The following is a 17,952-nucleotide window of genomic DNA, read 5'->3' as shown; positions in this document are numbered from 1 at the left end:
ACGATAATCATTCTCAATTGATTATCTACCCTTATATTACTGAATTTAAGACATTTCTGTCAATCTTTTTCTCAATTAAAAAAGAAAAGGCGCTTTGCCTTTTCTTTATGCAGCTTGCTTTTGCTTCTTTCTCTTGTACTTCCACATTATATACCGATAGCGTATCGTACAGCCGATGCAGTATCCCATTAAAGCTACTCCTGCTGCAATAAGCACCATAATACTAAAAGCTGCTGATATAACCGGTAGATTTGTGATAAAAAACAACAGTGATAATCCTAAACAGATTGTCGCAATCCATTGGTTGAAAAGCTGCTGACCGCGCTCTTCTAACGGATAGGACGAAACTTCTTGTCTAAGAAATTGTTTTCCTATCTTCATAATGGGATTTTGTTTTGTTAAGAGAGTAATGATTCCTACAATAAATGGAGCAAGCAGTACCCATGTTGTTGTGAAAAATGATAACATTACGCATACGACAATAAAAGCTTGATTGAATTGAACAAGTGGTTTTGGAATCCCCATGACAAATAACCCCCTCTTTATATCTCATTATACATAGTGTATTAGTAAGAATAAAGATGGGAGCTTTTGAAGTTTATGAGTTTTTCAACTTTCTTAAACAAAGCTTTATGCATTCATTTGCCTCTTCGATAAGCTGATCATTTTCTGTTTTCAAGCGAATTTCAAGCGACTGTTGAAAATAATGATGGGCTTTTGAAAGATTTTGTTGATCTAATAAACACTTGCCGTACTGTTGATACAAAAAATCTGCGTATGTATGTAGCGATGAATTTATGTGAAGCTGATTGAGGAGTGTTTCGAACATTTCATTTGCTTTACACCAATTGCTTTGCCAATGGAATGTTTGTCCTAAATAAATGGAGCTTTTAAATACTTGCTTGTGCTCTTGATACCTTTCATATAAATAAATGGATAGCTGCAAATGCCTTACGCTGCTTTTTAATTCGCCTACAATTCGTTCATATTTACCAATTATCCGGTATATGCCCGCAGCTATTCTCTCATCTTCCTCTGAGATTGCTTTCTTTTTTAAATGAGCAATTCCTTTTCGGATATCAGCTTCACTAAAAGGCACTTCGCGGAGCTTCTGACTAAAACCATAATTCATATTAAAGGGAATACGCTTTATATCCATAAAGACCCCTTCCTTATATATCCATTTTACATAATTGTACCCTAAAGTCTCGGTACATACAATATATATGAAAACCCCTTTCATGTGTAGAAAGAGGTTTTCATCACTATGCGTTTCGCTTCATATAATAAAATGGTTTTCCACTAATATAGCGTGTACCCGTCACGTGAAAATCCATTTTTTCATAAAGGGCACGAGCTCCTTCATTCTCAAATTCAACATTTAGGGTTAATGGAAGCTGTCTACTTTCTGCTTCTTGAAAAGCACTCTGCAGCAGCATAGATCCAATGCCTTTACCTTGATAACTTTGACTTACAACAATTGAATCAAGATAAAAGTCTCCTGCTTCTGTTTCCCTATCTGGAAGCCATGTGCTGTTTCCTGTTTTTTCACGAACGTACGAAATCATCGGCTGATCAAAAGCTTCAATATGTTCACCCTCATAGCAAATCATTACTCCCGCGATTACCTCGTTAAGCTCAGCAACGGTAATATTTTTATAGCTATATCGGCTGCAGTCTGACGCTACATATGTTTGTAACACGCGAAGAGCTTCGTCATCCGTTGAACTAGCAGTATGGTCTCTGGCAATTTGACCAAGCATGCTATATAAAAGTTCACTTATAATGCCCGCTTCTTGTTTTTTTGCTTTTCTGATGTTCATACTATCAATGCTCCTTTTTATCCTCTATTTCTACTTTACCACATCTGCTTATCTTTGAAAAAAATATACATTTCATCAAAAAAACAATATAATAAAATAAATAACCAAAAGATGGTAGGTGCTCAGTTGATGCCAAGAAAACAAATGCGTAAAAAGAAAAAATTAGGTAATCGAGATAATATTTTTGATTTTCTTTTTGATTTACTCTTGGAGGTTCCTCAGCTTTTACTTTGGCCAGTGCGATTACTTATAAAAAGCATAAAGCATCTCTTTAATGCGTTTTAGTAAGTATCATTACATATTGATACTAGCCATGCTTGGAGCGGAATTCTTCCAAGCATGGCTGCAGTTTTTTATTATTCTTACTTCAGTGGAAACTCATGCTTCTGCTTGTGCTTTGCATTTTTTCTTACTTCTTTCCACCAGTAGTATAAAGTAGTTCCAACAAAAATCCCCACTAGCATTCTTATCATAAACGGCGTCATCTTACACTCTCCCTTCTTCCTTTACAAATAGCGCTTGAATGAGCCTCTTTCTTTCAAAAAATAAAAGAGCTAGGCACATTAGTGTTAGTACCGTACTTAAATCCTGTACGCCAATATCAAAGAAATAGTTAATCATCATGACATTTATAACAATTGGGAAATAACAGATTGCTCCAAATAACGCAGTACGCGGAATCATAATGAGAATAGCAGCTACTACCTCTCCAATCCCAATTATAATTTCATATTCTTTGGAGTAACCAAAAAATCTCCATGCCATAACAAACCCTTCACCATTTAGCGCAAGTGCTTCAGGAGTAGGCTCTCCAAACTGACCGAATACAATCTTTACAGAACCGTAAATAAGAAACACAATCCCTAAAAAAATCCGAAACGTTGCTGGAATTGATTGACGAAAAATTGAAATCCATTTAGAATCTTTCATTTGTCCACTCCTTTACCTCTTTTTCTGTTAAAAATCGGTTTTTTTCTTCTGCAGTAGGCAGCCGGCAAGCTTTGTTTTTCATCAGTTTGTACCTGCGTTTAGCTACGTAATCATACACTTTATCTCGAAGGCGTCTAGGCACAAGAATAAAGGCATATGCATATTTAATTGGTCCTGTCAGCTCTTTCACAATACGTAATATTGCCGTTGACTTTGTATAGATTAACTCGCTTTGAAGTAAGACAATTGACTTGTACTCTTGAGGAATTCTGTGATTAGTTCGCATCTTTTCAGCAAAAGATGATTGCAGAGAAGCAAAATAAAACGTAACTTTTGGGTCATGGTTCATTATAAATAAAATAGTTTGATTACACATATGACAGTCTCCGTCAAAAAAAATGATGCTTTTTCTCACTTCTATTGGTAAAACCTCCCTTCTTTTAAATTGTAATACCTTTTCCCAGCCGTAACGATGTCGCTATCTTACATTTAGCTTACAGTTTTGTAAGTAAAGCGTTTTTAAAGTGCACAAACTACTGTTATAAAAGGAATAAAAACCAGTCGTTTTCCCTAAAATAGATTTGTCTTTATTCAACTTTTTTATCGACTTTGAAAACCAGTGTTTCTTACTGAAAACGTTTCTATAGATTCACTTGGTTGTCCACTGTTACGATGAAAGTCATCTAACGGAAAGGAGTTTTTTCTATGAAGCGCTCATCTTCAAACATTGCTTTTTTATCTGTCGCTAGCAATTCCTTTGTTGTGCTTATGAAAGTAATTGTTGGCATCCTTACGGGGTCAGTAGCTGTGTTGTCCGAAGCTATTCATTCAGCTCTAGATTTATTAGCTTCTTTTATCGCTTTTGTTTCTGTTAAAGTATCTGGTAAGCCAGCAGATGACGACCATCCTTACGGTCATGGGAAAATCGAAAATATCTCAGGAACAATTGAGACGTTGCTTATTTATGTAGCAGGTATTTGGATTATCTATGAATGTGTACATAAACTAATTTCACCTGAACCCATCAAACTTCCGCTTCTAGCGATTGGTGTTATGCTTTTAGGTGCTCTTATTAATTTTGTAGTTTCTAGAATTGTTAATAAGGAAGCAACTCGCATTAACTCCGTTGCAATGAAGTCAAATGCCTTTCATCTTCTTACAGATGTGTATACATCGCTTGGTGTAGGACTTAGCTTAATCTTAGTTGCCTTAACGGATTGGACGTTTCTAGACCCTATTATTGGGATTGCTTTAGCGCTTTATATTATGATTGAAGCAACGAAGTTAATGAAAGAAGCATTCCCGCCACTGCTTGACGCTCGTTTAAACAAAAACGAAGAAGAGGAGGTTTTAGAGGCCATTCGTACTTTTCAAAGTGAATATATTGAAATTCAGTCTTTTAAAACAAGAAGAGCTGGTGCCCACGAACATATTGATTTTCACCTTATCGTATCGCCTGAAGATAGCATCAAAAGCATTCACCACTTATGTGATCGCATTGAAAATAAAATTCTGGAAAAGTTTCCGAACGCTCACATTATGATTCACCCAGAGCCGGACGGTTTACAAAATCGTTAAAATCATAAAAAAGAGCCCTACAATAAGTTGGACTCTTTTTTTTATAAATTATACTACCTTATCTACTGCCGTTATTTCAGAAATAGTATCACTAGCTATTTGCTTTTTTGTTAAAAAATCGAAGGAGTCACAGAAAATAAGATCTTTGCGTCTTCATTAAAGTCGTTTTCCCATTTATGCTTCATGTAAGGAGGAATTTTAACGCTGTCTCCTTCTTCAAGAACATAACGTTCTCCTTCCAGGTATAGCATGATTTTCCCCTGCAACACGAATGCAACTTCTTCCCCTTTATGATCTAACAATTTTTCTGACGATTTTTGCTGCGGTGGCACGATCATAATAGCGGTAGCTAGCGTTCCTGTAAATCCTGGAGAAAGCAGCTCATATGATAAGTTGTCAATAAACATTTTTTTCCGCTCTTTTGACCTAACAACTAGATCTTTTGTATTTGTATCTTCTAATAAAAAGCTGAATGTAGGCACTCCTAAAACCTTTGCCAGAACCTTCAACGTTTGAATGGATGGATTAGCGGTACCACGTTCAATTTGACTTAACATGGACGGTGTAATAGCTGCTAATTTGGCTAATTCACGACTTGTCATACCTTTTTCTTTTCTACTTTTTTCAATTTTTTTACCTATATTGATATCTTCCACTTTACAAACCTCTCTTATTAAATATAAATTGATTTTATTTAATTAAATTAAATAAAAATTCATTCTTTATGTTAATATTAATTTAATATAGTTTAATTATATTTTACAACTTCTATTTTAACAAAGGAGTGAACATTTTGAATGACTTATTAACGTTTTTATTACTATCTTCTTTTGTTGTCATGAGTCCTGGTGTTGATACTGCGCTTATTACAAAACGCACCGTTAGTGAAGGGCGCACCTCTGGTTATCGAATGGCCATGGGTATTACTGCCGGTTCATTAGTCCATACGTTTGCCGCAGCATTTGGCCTTTCAGCCATTCTCATGCAGTCTGCTTTAGCATTTGAAATTGTAAAATACGTGGGAGCTATTTATTTGATTTACCTCGGCGTTTCTTCATTTATGACAAGAAAAAAACAAGAAACAGAAGAGAATTTAAAAGACCAAATAAAACCTGGTCAGTCTGCATTTAAGCAGGGATTGTTATCAAACGTATTAAACCCAAAAGTAGCGATGTTTTTTCTGACGTTTTTACCTCAATTCGTCACGCCAGGTTCAAGCTCTATTCAGCAATTACTAATGATGGGTGTTATATATACGTTTCTATCTATTTCTTGGTTTTTTGTTTATGTCTTTTTCATTAACTATTTGCGAAGCTGGCTGTTATCGGCCAAGGTGCAGCGCGCAATGGATAGGGCAACTGGCTTAGTACTGATTGGCTTTGGAGTTAAGCTTGCGTTTTCAAAACAAAATTAATTAAAAAACGACTAACCAATTGGCTAGTCGTTTTTTATTTATCCCATAATGAAGCGAACTGCGGCCATTAAGGCTACTCCGCTTAAAACCGTAACGGATAAGCTCTTGCTTCGAATCGCAATGAAAATTGTTGGGATAATTACAATGATAACTTCCCAGTTTATTTGAAGAGCATTTTCTGTTTGTACGGTGAAGTTTTCTACTACCAAAGCGGTTAAGATACAAACGGGAATATATGAAAGCCATTTAAGAACCGGTTCTGGCAACGTCATGTTTCGAACAATTGCAAATGGTACAACCCGTGGAATAAACGTTACAAGTGCACATCCTAAAATAATCAGTAGCGTTGATAAATCCAGACTCATTTTTCAGTCATCACTCCAATCGTTGCAACAATGATAGTTGACACAATAACGGCTACGTGCGAAGGCATAAAAAACGATAGCGTAATCATCGCAATAGTCATGTATGCGATTAGGGTAAGAGAATGTCTAAGTTTTTTTGGAGCAAGACTTTGCAGCTGTAGAACAAGCAGGGCAACGAACATAGCAATCAAAGCAAAATCAAGACCTAAAGCTTGAGGATCTGCAATCACGTTTCCAAATAACGCTCCCACAACACAAGCACAAATCCATGAAAGGTATGCCGTGATGTTTAAGCCATTCATCCAGCGATCTGTTACATGTTCACCCTTTGCAATTTTATTAGCTGCAACACCAAATGATTCATCTGTAATAAGAGCTCCAATACCTATATTCTTTATTAATGAATAGCGCGTAAAGTGTGGAGCAAGCGTTGCACATAATAAAAGGTGCCTTAAATTCACGATGAAAATAGTTAAAATAATAGCTGATGCCGGACTATCAGCGACAAGCAGCGCACAAATAATAAACTGAGCCGCTCCTGCATAAACAAATATCGCTAATAGTGCGACTTCTAAAACACTAAGCTTTGAAGCTACTCCTACTACTCCACAAGCAATACCAATACTTATGTATCCTAATAGCGTGGGAATACAGTCTTTAATTCCTTGTGAAAAAGTGGGAACTGCACTTTCACTTTGAACAAATGCTCTTTCTGTAATCACATTACCCCTCCTTTGTTCATTATATTATACAATCAACTGTTATAACAAACAACTGTATGTTATACTGTTTGTATAAAAATGTTAAAGGAGACCTATTATGGACCATATTCAACAAACGATTGCGGCTAACTTAATCAGCATTCGAAAAAAAAGAAATTTATCCCTCACGCAAGTTTCTGAGCTAACAGGTGTCAGTAAAGCGATGCTCGCGCAAATTGAAAATGGAAAATCCAGCCCAACTGTTACGACGCTATGGAAGATTGCCAATGGCCTCCAAGTATCCTTTTCATCGTTTATTCAAGAGCAAAAGGCCCAGGTGAAAAAAGTTCAGCTAAAAGATCTTAAACCTATTACAGACAATGAAGGCAGCTACGTTGTTTATCCATTCTTTCCTTATCACCCTGAAAAAAAGTTTGAAGTATATATTGTGACGCTTGCTCCTGGCTGTACGCACGGAGCAAAATCTCACCTTGGAGAAGAATACCTGCTGGTAAAAGACGGAGGTCTGTCTGTTATAATAGACGGAGAAGAACACGTACTAACATCTGGAGATGCGCTTCAATTTCCAGGCTCCTCACCTCATAGTTATATAAACCGAACAGAAAAAGAAGCGAGCTTTTTCTTGCTGATGTATTATCAGGAGCCGCAATAATTCTAACAGCGTACGTACTGAACTCGTACGCTGTTTTACTTTTTATGTACTATGTACTTTGCTTTAATTATTGCAGTCACTAATAGGAGAATGGGAATAATAATCTGAAGTGGCAAATGTACATAGTAAGGAACTATTTCTAGGCCTATATACAAATGTTCAATGTGATTTGGTGCAATAGCAAAAGACAAAATTAAAATCAGTAGGGCTATTGGCAAAATGAAATGCTTCATTTTTTTCTTTTTAAAAAGATCTGTAGCTCCTCGAACAGCACAATAGAAAAAAATAATTAGCTTATATAAACCAAGGGTTACCAACGTAATCACAATTAACGATTCTAAACGTGTGATAAAGTTGGCTATGTTAATAAGAGAAATAGCTGACAATAAAGGAAAGGTCGATTCTGCAACCGTTTCTTCATCTAAAATCATGATATTCGTTATGGATGAAAAGGCCAAATAACTAGCACTTACAATAATTCCGTACACTCCTACCTTTTTGAGATTCCTTTGTTTACTAATAAAAGGAAACAGCATTACAAACGTAATCATTTCTCCAAACGGAATTGTCAGTACCTTTGGAAAAACTGTTGTGAAGGTCGGCATCCAATCTCTCGGGTAGATGGGCCTTATATTATCTATTTGTTCAATCCCCCCAATAATTTCAAATAAGTGCAAAAGAAAAAAAATAGTAACAAGCATTCCAATACTCATAAGCGCAACTCGTCCAATTGTCTGGATACCTTGATTTACTGCGTAAATGCTAACAGCAACCATAAGTGCAGCAACTACTACTGAAGATGTATTGCGATATGAAGTGATGATTAAAAGGTCTGTAAAGTCGCGAAGAATACGTGCTGCCATGTACATAAAATAAAGTACATAAATCAGCGCAACTATCCAGCCAACATATTTTCCCCAGACTGACTGAATTAACTCAGTAAGAGTAAGGTTTGGATAGTAATGATAAAGCTTAAGATAAGCTAAGTAAAGTACACAGCCTAATAACCCTCCCATTAGAATGGCAATCCATGCATGTCTACCTGCTGCGCTCCCTATCTCCAATAAAAGGGCACTACCCAGCTCAAATAGTACGATAAGGCAAAAGAATTGAAAACTACTTATTTTAGTTATCATGACCACTTCCTCTTTCGTAAAACTTAATAGAATTTTTTCTAGCTCCCTCTGTTTTAATTGAAATATCTACTCGGACATTTGTTTCAGCATTCTTATAAATAGATCGCCAAGAATCTTTAAACTTACTCCATTGTGTAGGATGTTGAATGGCTAATTGTTCTCCGTATCCAAAGCTATCTACACCCAGCTTCTGTGAAAACTTGAACATTTGTTGAATTTCTTCTTCAAGTTTTTTCTCAATTACTTTTTCTAAAGGTTTTAAATCTTCGTTATTAGCTAGTTCGTAAGGCCCGATAATTTCAGAAATTGTAGCATTTCCTTTTACATCCATTGTTAATTGAGCCTTACCATTTTTTATTTTTGCATATCTTTTAGATTTCATATCTAAAAGACGTAACGTGATAAATTCACCTTCGCTAAAAGGAGCTGTTATATACATCACTTCTCCTTCATTGTAAGCAATTACTAGAGCCCTGGTACTTTGTCCACCTTTCCATCCAACCCAGCGATCTTCTTTAAAAAAAGCCGTTCCGTCAATTTCTGGCTTGATTGGATCAGTCCTTTCGATATTCGCGACCTCGCTCATTTTTTTACTTTTGCTTTTTAACGTAACTGTTGAAATCGTGATATCTTCTTCAGCATTTTTGGTATATTGAATAACTTTACTAATGGTTAATCTCGAATTAGTCCCAACAACTTTTTGAATATTTTCCACATTTGTCACTAACGCTTCACTCGTTATTTTATTGAGGGGTGTAAGCACTTTTAAAATTGAAGCAGCTGATGTATTATGACTCAACAAAACCGTGGTAGATAAGCGTAGTTGAAAGTCACGTTCAAATACTTCCAATATGTTCAAAATACCCTCTTTCGCTAACTCTTCACTAATAACTAAAACCTCTAAATGTGGAAAGCTAACATAACGGGAAGTCTTTTTAAAACTATGCCAAATAGCTTCTCCCGGCGTTTTCCCTTCACCTTCAAAATTAATAATGCTAGGTCCTCCACTTGAGCTAGTAGCGGTTGATACATTTGAGGGGTTAACAACTTGAAGTGTTGCTTTGTACGGACTGTTTTCTCCCTTATCTAAAGCAATGCCTAAAACAAAGCTCAGCTCATTAATTTCACGATAGTCAGCGCATCCACTCAATAAGGTGAAAACAAAAGCTACTAGTACACATTTGCTTATTGCTTGACTATAACGCTTCACATCAATCACCCTCTTCTTACTTTTTATCCCTAACGACGTTTCTCTTTCTTTTCATCATCTTCCAAGGTAAACGAATAAAGTTATCTTGCTGAGCAGCTGCATTGAATGGAGAAATAGGTGAAAAGTAAGGTACACCAAAGGAAGAGAGTTTTGCAAGATGAAAAACAATAACAAATAAAGTGAGAATAATACCATATAGTCCTATGAAAGCTCCCATCACTAGCATGACAAATCGTAACATTCGAGCTGAGCCACCGATGTCATATTGAGGAACTGCAAAACTACTTATGGCTGTCAAAGCTACAATGATAGTAGATATAGCGGATACAAATCCAGCTTCTACGACCCCTTGTCCAATAATTAACGCTCCAACGATTGATGCAGCTTGCCCTGATGCCCGAGGAATTCGTATGCCTGCTTCACGTAATATCTCAAACGTAATATCTAACAAAAAGATTTCTACAATTGTTGGAAACGGTACTCCTTCTCGCTGGGCAGCGATACTAATAGCTAAACCTGTTGGTATCATGCCAATGTGATGGGTAACAAGAGCCACATATAAACCAGGTGTAACAAGAGATAACACAAAAGCAAAGATTCGAATTAACCTTACCATTGAACTGATATCAGCTTTTTCATAATAGTCTTCAGCCGTTTTAAAAAAATCCATAAATAATGTTGGCAATATCATGGCAAACGGGGTACCGTTGATTAAAACAACAATTCGCCCTTCAAGAAGGTTTCCTACAATTACATCTGGTCGCTCTGTAGTGCACGTTAAAGGAAATGGAGAATACTCCTCTCCTTCTAAGAAACTTTCTAAGTATCTTGACTCTAAAACACCATCTATTCTAATATCGGCTAGCTTTTTTTTTACACTCTCTAGAATTGATTGATCTACTACGCCATCAATATACATAACGGCTATATCAGTTTGAGTTGTTGTGCCTAATTTTGATAGCTCAACCTTTAGTTTGGAGGACTGGATGCGTGAACGAATAAGCGCAATATTTGTTTGAAGCATTTCAGTAAATCCATCTTTAGGACCTCGAACAAGCACTTGAGTCGTTGGTTCCGTTACGCTTCTTGATTCAATAGACTTTGTTCCAACCACAATTACTTCCGGGCTTTTCGGTACAAATATAACCGTATTTCCTGATACTAAAGCATCGAGAACGGCTGTCCAGGAGTCTATTGTTTGTATTCTCGCCGCAGATAAAGAATAATTTCTTAAATGTTGCACCAGTTCATGATGTTGTTTTAAATTTCCCACTGAAGAATGTTCAAATAGTTCGTTAATAGGCTTAACAATTGCAGATTGAATAACGTGGATGTCACAAATACTTTCAATATAGGCAATAACTAACTCTGACTTTTTATCTATGGTAAAAACGCGAGTAATTAAGTCCGAATTCGCACCTAAATCTTCAGCCAATTGCTGTTGAAACTGCTTGCTATCCACTAGTAATTTATTTTCTGATGTTTTCAAAGTCATCATCCTTTTTAATGTATACAAAGGTTTTTCTATTCTTAGATTCTCCTCATTACCAACTCCTATTCATGAAAAGCCTTGCTACTTGTTACAAGATAAAACCCACTTCTTTACTAAAGAAGTGGGTTTATATGTATACTATTTGATTGGATGATAAGCACCGTCATTCCTCCATCACTTCCTGACGTGTGCCATTCGCCTGTTTCCCAAAGCGCTGCTTGTCCTTTTTTGATTGGTTTCCTTACTTCATCATCACCTGTTACCCAGCCTTCCCCTTCAATCACCAAAAACAGCTGTTTACTTGCTGCTTCGTGATGGCCTATAATTCCATCTGGTTCAACGTACATTATCCCTATAGAAGTATTTTCCAATGTAGCTACCTTTAAATAACTTGACAGCTCAGATTCATATTGCGTAACTGGAGCCGCTTGCGGTTGTTCAAATAAAAGTATCTTCAACAAAATGTTCTCCTTTTCATCTATTAGTCTTAGTTAACATAATAATATTATCATTAATATAAAAGCATTGTATCTTTTAAAAGATACAATGCTTAAAAAATGGAGACAAGCTCTTTTGTATAGGTGTTTCGCTGTAAATGAAACAGCTCTTCAGTCGGAAACATATCCACAACCTCACCATGCTTCATTACCATGATGCGTTGACTCAGCTCTTTTACCGCTGTAAGGTCGTGTGAAATAAATAAGTAGGATAAATCAAGATGATCGCGAAGATCTTCTAATAAGTGTAAGATACTACGCTGCGAAATGACATCGAGACTTGCAGTGGGTTCGTCAAGTATCACAAGCTCAGGCTCAATACTAATCGCACGAGCAATAGTTACACGCTGCTTTTGCCCTCCGCTTAGTTCATGGGGATATCGATCAGCAAAGCTAGTAGGCAACCCAACGATGTTGAGCAGTTCAGACACAAACTGTTCTTTTGATGAAAATGAAAAATAGCGAAGGTTTAACTGCTTTTCATATTGTATATACGGATCTAGCAGTGATTCCTTTATTTTTAATTTGGGGTTCAATGCCGCTGTTGGATTTTGGAATACAATTTGAAAACCTTTCCGAATCGGCATTAGCTTACGGTTGCTTAAGCTTTGAATTTCTTGGTTTTTAAATAAAATTTTTCCGCTATTTACTTCTTCTAATCTCATTAAACAGCGTGAAAGCGTACTTTTCCCACATCCGCTCTCGCCTACAAGCCCCAAGCACTCTCCCTTTTTCAATTCGAACGAAACGTTCTTTAAAACCTGCTGACCAGCATATACTTTATTAAGGTTTTGAACAGATAAAAAGCTCACCTTATAACACTCCTTCTTGCACAGCTAGCTCGCTTGCTTTTAATACAGGTGCCGCTGCGATTAGCTGCTTTGTGTATTCATGCTGAGGACTCGTGAGCACCTTTGTTTTATCACCAGATTCCACAATCTTACCTTCCTTCATAATGGCTAAGCGGTCTACATATTTTCTAACATGTCGCCAGTCATGCGTAATAAATAAAATTGCACAGCCCGTTTCTTGCTGTTTTTCTTTTAATAATTGTAAAATTCGATGAGCTGATACGCTATCAAGGGCTGTTGTGATTTCATCGGCAATAACGAGTTCAGGTGATAGTAAAAGAGATAACGCGATTGACGTGCGCTGAAGCTGACCACCGCTTAGCTGGAACGAATAGCGTTTGTAAAACTCCTCATCTAATCCTACTGATTCTAGAGCTTGAATCGCATTACTTTTCCGAGTTTTTCTATCATTCACGCCATGTACTTTTTGATACTCTTGAAAATGCTGTCCAATGGTTCGAAACGGTGTAAATGAACCTTGATAATCCTGAAAAATATATGCAATTTTCCGACCTCGAATTTTTTTCATATCGTTTCGTCCAAAAGAAAGAGTGTTTTCTCCGTTAAAATTGACTTTGCCTTCAGCTTTTAAGTTAGGCGACAGCATTTGACCAATCGTTTGTGATAAAATGCTTTTTCCGCTACCACTTTGTCCTACAAGGGCATACCACTCACCTTTTTCAAGCTGTAGTGATACGTTATCAAGAATTTTTTTTTCCTTACTTTTTACTGACAGCTTTTCAATCGACAGAATCATTTTTGCACTTCCTTTTTTACATCAAATTGATCACGCAGATAATCACCGATAATATTAGTAACAAGCACTACGCCTACAATTGCTAAGCCGGGATAAATCATCAGCTCAGGATTAGATTGAAAATATGGGCGCGAGTCATTGAGCATTGCTCCCCACTCTGGTACAGGAGGTTGCGCACCTAATCCAATATAAGATAAAGACGAAATTAAAAGAATAATCTTCCCTAAGTCCAAACTTGCCATGACAAGCACATGCCCAATGATATGTGGAGCTAAGTGCTTTTTCATAATGCGCAAAGGGGATAATCCGTTTGTACGAGCTATTAATACATATTCTTTTTGTGATTCGGCTAACACGGTACTTCGAACAAGTCGCGCGTAGTTCACCCATTTCACCATCACAATTGCAAAAACGAGATTTCCGATCCCAGGGCCCAATAGACCACTTAGTACAATGGCTACTACCGTATCAGGAAACGCTAAAAAGCTGTCTGCAATTCTCATAAACAATCGATCTATCACTCCGCGCTTATAGCCTGAAATAAGGCCAATTGGAATTCCTACGAGCAAAGCTACTCCTAATGCAAGCGCGCTAAACCCAATTGTTTGCTTAGCACCGAGCAACAAGCGAGTTAAGATATCTCGCCCTAAATGATCGGTTCCCAAAGGATGTGCCATGCTCATTCCTTCCAGTCTCTTCTCTAAGTTCGTAAGACTTGGATCATACTTTAAATAGCAAAATGCATAGATAGATGCTGCGATAACAATAAAAAAAATAAAGGCGAGCGGCATGATGACTTTACGCTGTTGTTTCATAAGTGGCAAATATGATAAAGACTCTTTCATCACTTACTCTCCTTTTCTCTATATTTCATTTCAGGATTTAAATAACGGTATGACAGGTCTACGCATGTATTCACGATAAACACAATCATTCCCATAACAAGTATATATCCTTGAATAAGCGGATAGTCACGCTGGCGAATTGCATCAACAATGAGCTTGCCGATTCCAGGGTATGCAAACAGCACCTCTATAACTACAACCCCACCTATTAAACTGCCTAGGCTAACACCAAACACCGTAATGACAGGAGGGATACTGTGGCGAAAAGCGTGCATAAAAAAGATTCGTGCTTCTGATAACCCACGAGCTCGTGCTGCGCGAATAAATTCTTCGCTGTAAGAGTCCAATAAACTTGAACGAAGCAAGCGAACATAAACGCTTGAAATTGCTAAGCCTAACGTAATGGAAGGTAAAACGAGCGACAATAACCCGTCTCTTCCCATCGTAGGAAACCAGCTTAGACGAACGCCAAATAAATCAATAAAAATAAGCCCTAACCAGAAGCTTGGAATTGCTGCTCCAACAATTGAAAGCGTTCGGCTTACTTTATCTATCCAGCTGTCTCGGTAAAGTGCTGATAGCGAACCTAACGGAATCGCAACGACAAGCATGACAAAAACGGCTCCACTTGCTAGCTCTAAGGTAGCGGGGAGAGCAGCCATAATTGTACTCATCACGTCTTGTCCCGTTACGAACGACTGCCCGAAATCCAACTGAACAAATTTCGCTAACCATAACCCATACTGCACAAGAACGGGCTCATTAAAACCCATCTCTTCACGAAGTGCTTCTACTTGCTCTTGACTGACTGAGAGCTCATCAACGTTCAAAATGGTTAGCACGGGATCTCCCGGTGCTAACCGAATAAAGATAAAACTTACAAATGTTATAAACAATATAAAAAATAGAACTTCCGAAAACTTTCGGAAAAGAATCTTAATCATTCTTTCACATCCAACTTATTGGTAATCATGTAGTATTCACTTTTAGCCGTAAACCAGTTTTTCACTTTATCCTTGTTGTAAGCAACGATTGTTGATGGATGTAACATAAACGAGTTAATGACGTTGTCATCTACATAGTCCGCTGCTTTTTCTGCTAACTCAGCGCGTTTCTTTTGATTTACTGTACGATTTAATTCGTCAATAATACCCGTCAACTCTGGCTCATCTGCTTGGCTAAAGTTTAGTGCTCCTTTTGGATGATACGTTGCGTTTAAATAGTAACCAGCATCTCCGCGCGGTGCCGTTAAGTTACTATACGTTGCGATATCCCAATCGCGATGTGACGCCATATACTCTTCCGGTGTTTCAATTTGTTTTATCTTAATATCAATTCCGATTTGCTTTGCATCTGATTGAAGCACTTGTGCAATTAGCGGTAGGTCTGCTCTAGCTGGATAGGTTAATAACGTCAAGCTCAGCTGCTTTCCGTCTTTTTGCATCTTTCCGTTCTTTAACGTATAACCAGCTTCTTTCAAATATTGAACAGCTACATCTGACCCCGTTTGGCGCTTATCATACGTTGGGGCAAAAGGTAATGAAGGTAAAAATGGGCCTCTTGCTGCTTCAGCATGACCTAATAGAATTTTATCTACAATCTTTTGGCGATCAATTAATGCATCCAGCGCTTTTCGTACATTGATATCTTTCATTTCTTCTCTTTGCATATTCATGGTTAGCTGATGCACGCGGAACGTTGCCGTTGATTCAACTTTCATTTTTGAATCTTCTTTAAGTGAATCTAAACTTTCTACCTCTGGACGATAGACAATGTCTGTTTGTCCAGATTTTAATGCTAAGGTACGCGCATTGGCATCTTCATTAAACGCAAATGTTACGGAGTCAAGCTTTGAAGCACCGTCCCAATAATCGTCAAAACGCTCAAGCTCTAGTTTGCTTCCTGGTGTAAACGAAGCAAGCTTAAACGGACCTGTGCCAACTGGTTTATTTACAACATCTTCTTCAGATACATCGATAATGGCAACGTTTGGATTAACAAGCTCCGAAATAAACTCTGGAAACGGCTCTGTCGTTTTAATCGTAAGCGTAAAGCCATCAGCTTTAATTGTATCAATCTTCAGTGCATTCTGGATAGCAACATTTTCTTTTAACGCTCGTTCTAACGATTTTTTCACAGCTTCAGCATCCATCTGTTTGCCATTTTGAAACTTTACATCTTTACGCAGCTTAATTGTCCAGTTTTGACCATCTTCTCCACCCCAGCTCTCAGCTAGCCAAGGTTCAATGCTTAAATTCTCTTCATCAAGTCGAATAAGTGTTTCTGTAATACCCGCTCGTAGCGGTACATAGCTAGAATCAACATGTGGATCTAGTGAATTTGTAGAGAAGTTATACAAGAAGTTAATGTGCTTGCCTTCGTTTTTAGAGGTTGTTGAATCTCCGCCTCCCATACAAGCGCTTAAGAGCATAGCGCAAACGATTAAAATCCCTACTTTAGGAACGTTATGCTTGATGTATGTAAGTACGCCTATGTTTTTACTTTTATCTACTAGTCTTTTAATCACGTTTCACTGCTCCTTTTTAGTAAATTCGTAATAATTCCGTTTTAAATTTTATCGTAATAGTTACGATTTATCAATGATTTTTTCGTAACTATTCTTTTTTGCTTGTATTATCCATTTTATAGATTACATGACAAAATAAAAAAGGAGACCACATTTGCGATCTCCTTTTTCTTTATCAAAAGCATTGGTTATAAAGTTATCACTGCCGTTTTAATACGGGTATCCATATTTCACTTTTAAAAGTTGGTGAGGTTACATCTTTATGTTCATTCCATAAAATTTCTGGTCCGTCTACCTGCTCATAACTTGAGGATGGAAACCATTCAGAGTAGATTCGCCCCCAGACATCTTGTAAAGTATCAGGAAACGGCCCAATTGCTTCAAATACAGCCCATGTTAAAGCCGGTACTTCCAGTTGCATTAAATTATCGGGACAACCCTTAGTTGTTGCTACACCGATATAGTGGTCAAGCTCACCTTTTTCCTCCATTCGTCCTTCTGAAAAATTCACAGATGCACTAAGCATCCCCAGTGGTTTAACATTAGAAAGTTTTTTTAATTGATTTATCGTTTCATGGGTTAAGCTTTCCCACATAGCTGCAATCTTTGGGTTAACTCCATGAAAAACGATAGGTACTCTTTCTTTAATTCCGACTATACGAAATGCTTCTTTTTCTTCAATGCGATAGTTCATTTCGTTTCCTCCTTTTATAGATAGCTGAAAGGTCATTTTCGGATAAGCTTTGAGTGAATAACCATTCTTTTTAGCTTCTGAAGGAGTTAGACCATGTAGATTCTGAAAAGCTCTAGTAAAGGAATCTGGTGAGTTATATCCGTATTTAATCGCAATATCAATAACCTTCATATTATTATTTTTAAGTTCGAATGCTGCCAGAGTAAGACGCCTTCTTCGAATATATTCTGATAAAGTAATGCCTGCAAGAAAAGAAAACATCCTTTTAAAATGATACTCAGAGCACAGAGCTAACTTTGCTACTTCTTTAAAATTGATATCATTGGTTAAGTTCTCTTCAATATAGTCTAAAGCTTCATTCATATTCTTAAGCAAATCCATTCTTATGACCTCCCTTGTTATCAGAATAGCAGGGTTGAAACAGACTTATCCGACATTTCATGCACACTTATGTAGGTT

Annotated in this window: 23 protein-coding genes; 4 read left to right on the top strand and 19 right to left on the bottom strand. The window is 37.2% G+C overall.

The window, feature by feature from the left end:
- Window positions 1-105: 105 nt before the first annotated feature.
- From V2145_RS07735 to V2145_RS07725, 3 genes are all read right to left on the bottom strand, one after another.
- Window positions 106-525: a DUF4395 domain-containing protein gene (locus tag V2145_RS07735; RefSeq protein ID WP_330987491.1), complete on the bottom strand. Its 420-nt coding sequence runs from the start codon at window positions 523-525 to the stop codon at window positions 106-108.
- A gap of 73 nt (window positions 526-598) precedes the next feature.
- Window positions 599-1,159, bottom strand: a complete 561-nt coding sequence (locus V2145_RS07730) for a hypothetical protein (protein WP_330987490.1) — start codon at window positions 1,157-1,159, stop codon at window positions 599-601.
- A 106-nt stretch (window positions 1,160-1,265) separates the two neighbouring features.
- Window positions 1,266-1,823, bottom strand: coding sequence for a GNAT family N-acetyltransferase (locus V2145_RS07725; RefSeq protein WP_330987489.1), 558 nt, complete (start codon window positions 1,821-1,823; stop codon window positions 1,266-1,268).
- A gap of 129 nt (window positions 1,824-1,952) precedes the next feature.
- On the opposite strand from V2145_RS07725, the gene V2145_RS07720 reads away from it, so the two are divergent.
- Complete coding sequence (locus V2145_RS07720) at window positions 1,953-2,108, top strand: hypothetical protein (protein WP_165932559.1); 156 nt, start codon at window positions 1,953-1,955, stop codon at window positions 2,106-2,108.
- Between the two features lie 77 nt (window positions 2,109-2,185).
- Here V2145_RS07720 and V2145_RS07715 read toward each other — a convergent pair whose 3' ends face one another.
- The 3 genes from V2145_RS07715 to V2145_RS07705 are packed head-to-tail and all read right to left on the bottom strand — an operon-like array spanning window position 2,186 to window position 3,168.
- On the bottom strand, window positions 2,186-2,308 hold the full coding sequence (locus tag V2145_RS07715) for a hypothetical protein (RefSeq protein ID WP_256993280.1): 123 nt from the start codon (window positions 2,306-2,308) through the stop codon (window positions 2,186-2,188).
- A 1-nt stretch (window position 2,309) separates the two neighbouring features.
- The gene (locus tag V2145_RS07710; protein WP_094910283.1) at window positions 2,310-2,753 is read right to left on the bottom strand and encodes a hypothetical protein; all 444 of its coding nucleotides are present in this window, start codon (window positions 2,751-2,753) and stop codon (window positions 2,310-2,312) included.
- Complete coding sequence (locus V2145_RS07705) at window positions 2,740-3,168, bottom strand: thiol-disulfide oxidoreductase DCC family protein (protein ID WP_286175418.1); 429 nt, start codon at window positions 3,166-3,168, stop codon at window positions 2,740-2,742. The genes V2145_RS07710 and V2145_RS07705 overlap by 14 nt, the downstream gene beginning before the upstream one ends.
- A gap of 290 nt (window positions 3,169-3,458) precedes the next feature.
- Here V2145_RS07705 and V2145_RS07700 point away from each other — a divergent pair, with 290 nt between their 5' ends.
- On the top strand, window positions 3,459-4,331 hold the full coding sequence (locus V2145_RS07700) for a cation diffusion facilitator family transporter (protein WP_330987488.1): 873 nt from the start codon (window positions 3,459-3,461) through the stop codon (window positions 4,329-4,331).
- Between the two features lie 110 nt (window positions 4,332-4,441).
- Here the strand turns inward: V2145_RS07700 and V2145_RS07695 are convergent, their stop codons facing one another.
- A complete protein-coding gene (locus tag V2145_RS07695) occupies window positions 4,442-4,987 on the bottom strand; it encodes a cupin domain-containing protein (RefSeq protein ID WP_131887809.1) in 546 nt (181 codons plus the stop codon).
- Window positions 4,988-5,124: 137 nt separating this feature from the next.
- On the opposite strand from V2145_RS07695, the gene V2145_RS07690 reads away from it, so the two are divergent.
- Window positions 5,125-5,745, top strand: a complete 621-nt coding sequence (locus tag V2145_RS07690; RefSeq protein ID WP_131887810.1) for a LysE family translocator — start codon at window positions 5,125-5,127, stop codon at window positions 5,743-5,745.
- 38 nt (window positions 5,746-5,783) lie between these two features.
- Here V2145_RS07690 and V2145_RS07685 read toward each other — a convergent pair whose 3' ends face one another.
- Window positions 5,784-6,110, bottom strand: coding sequence for an AzlD domain-containing protein (locus tag V2145_RS07685; protein WP_131887811.1), 327 nt, complete (start codon window positions 6,108-6,110; stop codon window positions 5,784-5,786).
- A complete protein-coding gene (locus V2145_RS07680) occupies window positions 6,107-6,832 on the bottom strand; it encodes an AzlC family ABC transporter permease (protein WP_330987487.1) in 726 nt (241 codons plus the stop codon). Before V2145_RS07680 ends, V2145_RS07685 begins: the two co-directional genes overlap by 4 nt.
- A gap of 97 nt (window positions 6,833-6,929) precedes the next feature.
- On the opposite strand from V2145_RS07680, the gene V2145_RS07675 reads away from it, so the two are divergent.
- Window positions 6,930-7,484, top strand: coding sequence for a helix-turn-helix domain-containing protein (locus V2145_RS07675; RefSeq protein ID WP_330987486.1), 555 nt, complete (start codon window positions 6,930-6,932; stop codon window positions 7,482-7,484).
- Window positions 7,485-7,519: 35 nt separating this feature from the next.
- Here the strand turns inward: V2145_RS07675 and V2145_RS07670 are convergent, their stop codons facing one another.
- The 10 genes from V2145_RS07670 to V2145_RS07625 form a co-directional block, all read right to left on the bottom strand.
- On the bottom strand, window positions 7,520-8,620 hold the full coding sequence (locus V2145_RS07670; RefSeq protein ID WP_330987485.1) for a GerAB/ArcD/ProY family transporter: 1,101 nt from the start codon (window positions 8,618-8,620) through the stop codon (window positions 7,520-7,522).
- Window positions 8,610-9,830 (bottom strand): Ger(x)C family spore germination protein, encoded by a 1,221-nt coding sequence (locus V2145_RS07665; RefSeq protein WP_330987484.1) that lies wholly within the window; start codon window positions 9,828-9,830, stop codon window positions 8,610-8,612. Before V2145_RS07665 ends, V2145_RS07670 begins: the two co-directional genes overlap by 11 nt.
- Window positions 9,831-9,846: 16 nt before the next feature.
- The gene (locus V2145_RS07660; protein ID WP_330987483.1) at window positions 9,847-11,319 is read right to left on the bottom strand and encodes a spore germination protein; all 1,473 of its coding nucleotides are present in this window, start codon (window positions 11,317-11,319) and stop codon (window positions 9,847-9,849) included.
- Between the two features lie 116 nt (window positions 11,320-11,435).
- Window positions 11,436-11,780 carry a cupin domain-containing protein gene (locus tag V2145_RS07655; protein WP_330987482.1) on the bottom strand — a complete coding sequence of 115 codons (345 nt, stop codon included), beginning with the start codon at window positions 11,778-11,780 and terminating at the stop codon, window positions 11,436-11,438.
- Between the two features lie 92 nt (window positions 11,781-11,872).
- Window positions 11,873-12,631 carry an ABC transporter ATP-binding protein gene (locus V2145_RS07650; RefSeq protein WP_330987481.1) on the bottom strand — a complete coding sequence of 253 codons (759 nt, stop codon included), beginning with the start codon at window positions 12,629-12,631 and terminating at the stop codon, window positions 11,873-11,875.
- 1 nt (window position 12,632) lies between these two features.
- Complete coding sequence (locus V2145_RS07645; RefSeq protein ID WP_330987480.1) at window positions 12,633-13,427, bottom strand: ABC transporter ATP-binding protein; 795 nt, start codon at window positions 13,425-13,427, stop codon at window positions 12,633-12,635.
- Window positions 13,424-14,218: a nickel transporter permease gene (gene nikC, locus V2145_RS07640; protein ID WP_434223165.1), complete on the bottom strand. Its 795-nt coding sequence runs from the start codon at window positions 14,216-14,218 to the stop codon at window positions 13,424-13,426. Before nikC ends, V2145_RS07645 begins: the two co-directional genes overlap by 4 nt.
- A 53-nt stretch (window positions 14,219-14,271) precedes the next feature.
- Window positions 14,272-15,216, bottom strand: a complete 945-nt coding sequence (gene nikB, locus V2145_RS07635; protein ID WP_330987478.1) for a nickel ABC transporter permease — start codon at window positions 15,214-15,216, stop codon at window positions 14,272-14,274.
- Window positions 15,213-16,703, bottom strand: a complete 1,491-nt coding sequence (gene nikA / locus V2145_RS07630) for a nickel ABC transporter substrate-binding protein (protein ID WP_330988127.1) — start codon at window positions 16,701-16,703, stop codon at window positions 15,213-15,215. The genes nikB and nikA overlap by 4 nt, the downstream gene beginning before the upstream one ends.
- Before the next feature lie 295 nt (window positions 16,704-16,998).
- Window positions 16,999-17,874: an AraC family transcriptional regulator gene (locus V2145_RS07625; RefSeq protein WP_330987477.1), complete on the bottom strand. Its 876-nt coding sequence runs from the start codon at window positions 17,872-17,874 to the stop codon at window positions 16,999-17,001.
- Between the last annotated feature and the right edge of the window lie 78 nt (window positions 17,875-17,952).

It is taken from the genome of Priestia sp. GS2 (assembly GCF_036409025.1).
GTDB lineage: Bacteria > Bacillota > Bacilli > Bacillales > Bacillaceae_H > Priestia > Priestia aryabhattai_A.
Note: the sequence above shows the minus strand (reverse complement) of the source record. Positions and strands in the feature narration are given on the sequence as shown.